The organism is Fructilactobacillus florum DSM 22689 = JCM 16035, from assembly GCF_001436645.1.
GTDB lineage: Bacteria > Bacillota > Bacilli > Lactobacillales > Lactobacillaceae > Fructilactobacillus > Fructilactobacillus florum.
The window spans coordinates 1-5,758 of sequence record NZ_AYZI01000015.1 but is presented as its reverse complement, the minus strand read 5'-3'; the positions used below and the strand labels follow the sequence as shown (position 1 = coordinate 5,758).

At 38.2% G+C, this 5,758-nt stretch carries 5 protein-coding genes and 1 pseudogene; all 6 read right to left on the bottom strand.

What is annotated here, in order from left to right; all coding sequences use genetic code 11:
• Nucleotides 1-33: 33 nt before the first annotated feature.
• Nucleotides 34-153: pseudogene (locus FC87_RS07140) on the bottom strand (replication initiation protein); the annotation flags it as partial.
• 227 nt (nt 154-380) lie between these two features.
• Nucleotides 381-629 carry a hypothetical protein gene (locus tag FC87_RS06975; protein ID WP_155830450.1) on the bottom strand — a complete coding sequence of 83 codons (249 nt, stop codon included), beginning with the start codon at nt 627-629 and terminating at the stop codon, nt 381-383.
• Nucleotides 630-787: 158 nt separating this feature from the next.
• Nucleotides 788-1,828 carry a zinc-dependent alcohol dehydrogenase family protein gene (locus FC87_RS06480; protein WP_035421713.1) on the bottom strand — a complete coding sequence of 347 codons (1,041 nt, stop codon included), beginning with the start codon at nt 1,826-1,828 and terminating at the stop codon, nt 788-790.
• Between the two features lie 42 nt (nt 1,829-1,870).
• Entirely contained in the window at nt 1,871-2,755 is an 885-nt protein-coding gene (locus tag FC87_RS06475; RefSeq protein ID WP_009166276.1) for an aldose 1-epimerase family protein, read from the bottom strand.
• 102 nt (nt 2,756-2,857) lie between these two features.
• On the bottom strand, nt 2,858-3,772 hold the full coding sequence (xerC, locus tag FC87_RS06470; protein WP_009166275.1) for a tyrosine recombinase XerC: 915 nt from the start codon (nt 3,770-3,772) through the stop codon (nt 2,858-2,860).
• Nucleotides 3,773-3,835: 63 nt separating this feature from the next.
• The coding region (gene topA / locus FC87_RS06465; RefSeq protein ID WP_056961962.1) for a type I DNA topoisomerase at nt 3,836-5,758 on the bottom strand (1,923 nt) is incomplete at its 5' end.

Here is a 5,758-nt window from a genome sequence, read left to right as displayed (position 1 = left end):
TAAAGGACAAACAACTAATTAATCAATTTATTACACAAAGCTAAAACAATAATCTAATATTCTTTGTTCAAAGGATTTAAGTTCACCAAAAGCCTCTGCTAAATCGTTACCTTGAACAACCAGATAATCTTGTCTACTTAATAAATTGTCAATTGCATTTTTTGCCTTCTTATTTTACATAACTATCTCCTCTAAAAAATTATTAATAACACAATTATACCATTAAACTACATTTTTGTTTTTTATTTTTTTGTTCTTTCGCGATGTTTTTTTGTTCTTAAACGGCTGAAAGTCTTGTGGGAGTAGTGTTTTAAAATCTCCTAAAGTATTTAACTAACGCGCGTATAACTTGAAAAAATTAAAAAATTTGAGATTTTTCATTAGATATCAAATGCATCTGGAATAATTTGATCAATGATTTCATTCTCGATAAATTCATTAATCTCATTTCCATATTTTTTCTGGAATGTTTTTTGATCATTTTGATATTCAAGAGATAAATTATTTAATTCATTAATTTGCTTTTCAAAAGTATCAGCATTCTTAAACTCCATATAGTCAATAATCGTTTTAGGTTTCTGGTCAATAAGAATTGAGTTGTAGTCGTTAGTTAACTCTTGTTGTATCAACGATTTTCAGTACTTTTTGAAACAAAATAAAAAAGAGCACCCATCAAGAGGGTCCCCTTAATATTTAAGATTGCGGTCAACAATCTTAATCATGATTGAAATCTCCTGGATAGAAAAGAAAGCAACCAAGGAATTAGTAACTTAATTAGTAAGCGAAACTAGTGATTGACTATTAACAGTGACTTAATTGCTTTTCGCTGATCCATCGCTTGATAGGCAGCTTGAATTTCATTCAAGGTAAAAGACTTCGTAAAGACTTTTCCTGGGTTAATCTTGTGGTCTAAGACTGCTTGAACGAGAAGCTCACGATCATACGTGGTAACCGAAGCCGTCCCACCGCGTAAACCAATATTATTATGAAAAAGTTGGCTGGTATCCAGGTCTTTTCGTTGGGGAATACCAACACGACCAATCACCGCACCTGGGCGTGCAGCGGCAATTGCGGTATCGACAGATTCGTTTGAACCAACGCACTCTAGAATGGCATCAGCCCCCGCATCATTAGTTAGTTCCATAATCTTAGCGACTGCTGCTGATCCGCGGTCTTCGATAATCTCTGAAGCCCCGAACTCTTTTGCCAAGGTTTGACGATCAGCGTGACGACTCATTGCAATAATTCTAGTTGCACCAAGGAGTTTCGCAGAAATGATCCCTGACAAACCAACAGCACCATCACCAATTACCACCACCGTATCTTGGGGTTTTACTTCTGCACTTTTAGCAGCATGAAAACCTGTTGCCATCACATCAGCAAGAGTGACAAATGAATTTAGCATCTCGTCAGAATAGTCGTCTGGTTGACCAGGAAGTTTTACAAGCCCCCAGTTGGCATTTTCATAGCGTAAATACTCAGCTTGATAAGCTGCAGGTTTACTTCGATCACGATTAGGACAACTACCATCAAAACCAGCTTTACAGGCAGCACAATGACCACAACCGTGGGTAAACGGAATGATGACAAAATCACCTGGTTGCACATTTGTAACTTTTTTCCCGACTTGTTCTACGATGCCAATCGCTTCATGTCCCGTGGGACTATTGCTAGGTCGTTGGGAAATTCCACGGTACCACCATAAATCAGACCCACAAACGCTAGCTCGGACAATTTTTAAAACTGCATCAGTATCCTTTTCAAGGGTTGGTTTAGGAACCGTTTCAATCCTAACCTCACCAGGTTTAATAAATCGGCTCGCTTTCATTAATTCCAAAACCACATCTCCTGTCACATTTATCAAATTCAATTAAAAGAATTTAATTTTAAAATTTGCTAGGAAATCCTCACCACATTGTAAACGACTAATATCTTGCTTATCTCGCAAAAAGCCCGTGCTATGCTCAGAATCAGCAATTCCCCACCACGGTTCAATGCAGACAAAATCAGATGTTAGCGGATAGGTTGACCACAAACCAAAATATTGATTTGCAGTGGCCGTTACACTAACCCCATGCCGACTTTTTTGGGAAGTCAGGCGAAAAGTAGTTTTTTGATTTGGTTCGACATCAAAAATTTTAGCATCATCTTTAAAGAGACAGTGCATAATACCAATTTTTTTAGTATTAACCCCGCAAACAGATTCAGAACTAGTAGTTAAACCTTCCTGATTCAGTTGGATGAGACTATATTCGCGATGCGGTAAAACCTCAACTTGATAATCAGAAAATTGTTCATGTTCTGGTTCTAACGGTACTCGGAAAGCTGGATGCGCCCCAATTGAAAAATACATGGAATGTTGGTCATCATTTTTCACGAGCATGGAAACCGCTAATGTATCTTGTAATAATTGGTAGGTTACATATAAACGAAAATTAAATGGGTAATGTTTTTTAATAGTCGCATTAGGTCGTAATAAAAAGACTGCTTGGGTATCACTCTGACTCTCAATTTCAAAATTACTGTCTCTTGCAAAACCATGTTGGTACATTTTATAGATAGTACCGTCATATTGGTATTGATCATCCTGCAAGCGACCTACAATTGGGAACAAAAGTGGTGCATGGCGTTTCCAATGCTTAGGATCTCCATTCCAAAGATATTCCAACTGCTCCGAGTTAACAACTGAAACGACTTCGGCTCCCTTTTGTAAAATTTTTACGGTTAAAAACTGATTTTTTAAAATGACTGGCATTGTGCTGCTCCCAACTAGTTAATTACTTAATAATTTTATAATAAATTGCCAAGAAAACAAGGATCTGGACGATTCGATAATTGATAATAAGTTTATTAGCACTCATCTTTTAAAGAATTGCTGATAATTTTTAACTAGTTGATCTTTAGTCACGTGGGTATAGATTTGTGTAGTTGATAAATCAGCGTGCCCCAGTAATTCTTGAACTGTTCGTAAATCAGCGCCGTTATTTAATAAATCAGTTGCAAACGTGTGTCGCAACATATGAGGATGAATATTTCCCTTTAATCCACTCCTTTTCATGATCTGATTTAGAATATATTCAATGCCACGACTAGTCAGTGGCTTCCCCAAACGGTTAATAAAACAATAATCGTGCCTCTGATGGTATTTCCCCATTAAGACCTGCCGTCCTTGATCAAAATAATTTTGCAGCGCTTGTTGCGCACTCTGACCAAATGGCAGATATCGTTCTTTATTACCCTTTCCAAGAACCACCATCAATTGATTGTCCAAATCAATCTGTGCCAAAGTTAGGCTGGCACATTCACTAACTCGCATTCCAGTTCCGTAGAGGACCTCCAAAAGAGCTGTGTTTCTGACGGCTAATGCAGGTGGCGTAGTTTGCATGGCAGCTTGAAATAATTTTTCCAATTCCTGTTCAAAAAAGAAGCGGGGAAGATGCTTTGTATGCCGTTTAATTTGAACTACTTCAAAAGGATTCTGATCGGTAACTTCGTTGAGAATCAAAAAATCGTAAAATGATCGCAGTGTTGAGATTTTACGAGCCACGGAGGTGCTTTGATAGTTTTTATCATGTAACATGTTGAGAAAGGTAGCGACATCTAATTCATCAACTTGTGCAAATCCTTTTAACTCGCCCTGCTCATCCAAACTAGCTTGAAATTGGGCTAAATCTTCTAAATAAGCCGTAATGGTGTCTTTTGAATACTGCCGCTCATTTTGCAAATATTTTTGGTACACCGTCAATAATTCTTCGTTGGTTTGCATTGTCATTAACGGTCCTCCTTTTGATGAGCTAGTAAAAAAGACTGTTCGAAAGAACCGCCTTTGAGATGCTTATTTAATTATATCTTCTTCGTAGTCACCATTAGGACACTGAATCTGCCACCCACCTCGGACTTTTTTATTAACCAGAAAGTGGTTACATTTTGGACAGTTTCTACTAATCGGTTTATCCCAAGAAACAAAATCACATTCCGGATATCGGGAACAACCATAAAATAAACGGTTTTTCTTGGTCTTTCGCTCTATTACCTGACCCTTATGGCAGTTTGGACAAGTAACCCCAATTTCTTTCACAATGGTTTTCGTATTACGACAATCCGGAAAACGTGAACAAGCAAAAAATTTCCCATATTTCCCCATCTTAACTACCATTGGGGAACCACAAATTTCACAATCGAACCCAGCTAACGGTTCTTTAATTTGAATAGTTTCCATTTCCTTTTCAGCATAACCGACTTCTTTGGAAAATGGCTGGTAAAATTCATCAACAACCTTGATCCACTCTCGTTTGGCTTCTTCAATCTCATCAAGTTGCTCTTCAATCGCAGCCGTAAAATCTACATTAACAATATCTGGAAAGTATTCTTCAATGAGGGAATTTACAATTTCACCAAGTTCGGTTGGGACAAATCTTCTTGTTTCGAGTTTAACATAATAGCGTTTTTGGATTGTCATCAGCGTTGGTGCATAAGTTGATGGTCGCCCAACCCCATTTTCTTCCAAGGTTTTAATCAAAGCTGCTTCTGAATAGCGAGCTGGTGGTTGAGTAAAATGTTGTTCTGGATGATGACTAACTAGTTGCACCAAATCACCCGTGGCAAGTTCCGGAAGGATATTATCCTTTTCCTTGCCAGCAGCGTAAACTTTTAAAAACCCTTCAAATTTTAGTTGAGAACCATTAGCACGAAAATCAACTCCATTTTGGGAAATCGAAACCGTTTCTGTATCAACAATTGCCGGTGTCATTTGGCTCGCGACAAATCTTGACCAAATTAGATTATAGAGTTTGAACTGATCCTTGGTTAAATACTTTTCAATCTCATGCGGAGTGAAATTAACTGAAGTAGGACGTACTGCTTCATGGGCATCTTGAGCCCCTTCTGGTAATTTACCCTTTCGAGGATGATTAGCAGCATACTCAGCGCCATAATGTTTATGCAAAAACTCCGCTGCTTCATGTTTTGCAACCGAAGAGATACGCGTAGAGTCAGTTCTCATATAGGTAATCAATCCTTGATTACCATCACGACCTAAATTAATCCCTTCGTATAGTTGCTGGGCGGCCATCATTGTTCGACCGGTTCGAAACCTCAATTTTTTATTAGCATCTTGTTGCATAGTACTAGTTGTATAGGGACGTGGTGGTTGCCGTTTTTTTTCGGTCTTCTTAACGTCCGTAATCTGAAAGTCAGCTTGACGGGTTAATTTTTGCAAAACTTTTTGCACGTCTTCATTATTTTTTAATTTTTTTCGTTTTCCATTTAGACCATAAAAGGCCGCCTGAAATTTGGATCGTCCCTTTTTAAATTCAGAAGTGATGGTCCAATATTCTTCGGGTTGAAAGGCTTTAATTTCACGTTCCCGCTGAATAATAATCCAGAGGGCAACAGACTGAACTCGTCCAGCACTTAACCCTTTTTTGACCTTCTTCCAAAGCAACGGTGAAATTGAATAACCCACTAAGCGATCAATCACTCGGCGTGCTTGCTGAGCATTAACTAACTTCATATCGATTGTCCGTGGATTTTTAAAGGCATCCTTAACAGTATCCTTGGTAATTTCGTTAAATGTAACCCGATTTTTATCGTTGACATCTAAATTTAAAATGTGGGCAACGTGCCAAGCAATGGCTTCTCCCTCCCGATCGGGGTCAGAAGCTAAATAAATTGCCTTGGCCTTTTTAGCCTCAGACTTTAACATTTTAATCGTATCACCCTTACCCCTGATCGAGATGTAATCGGGCGCATAGTGCTG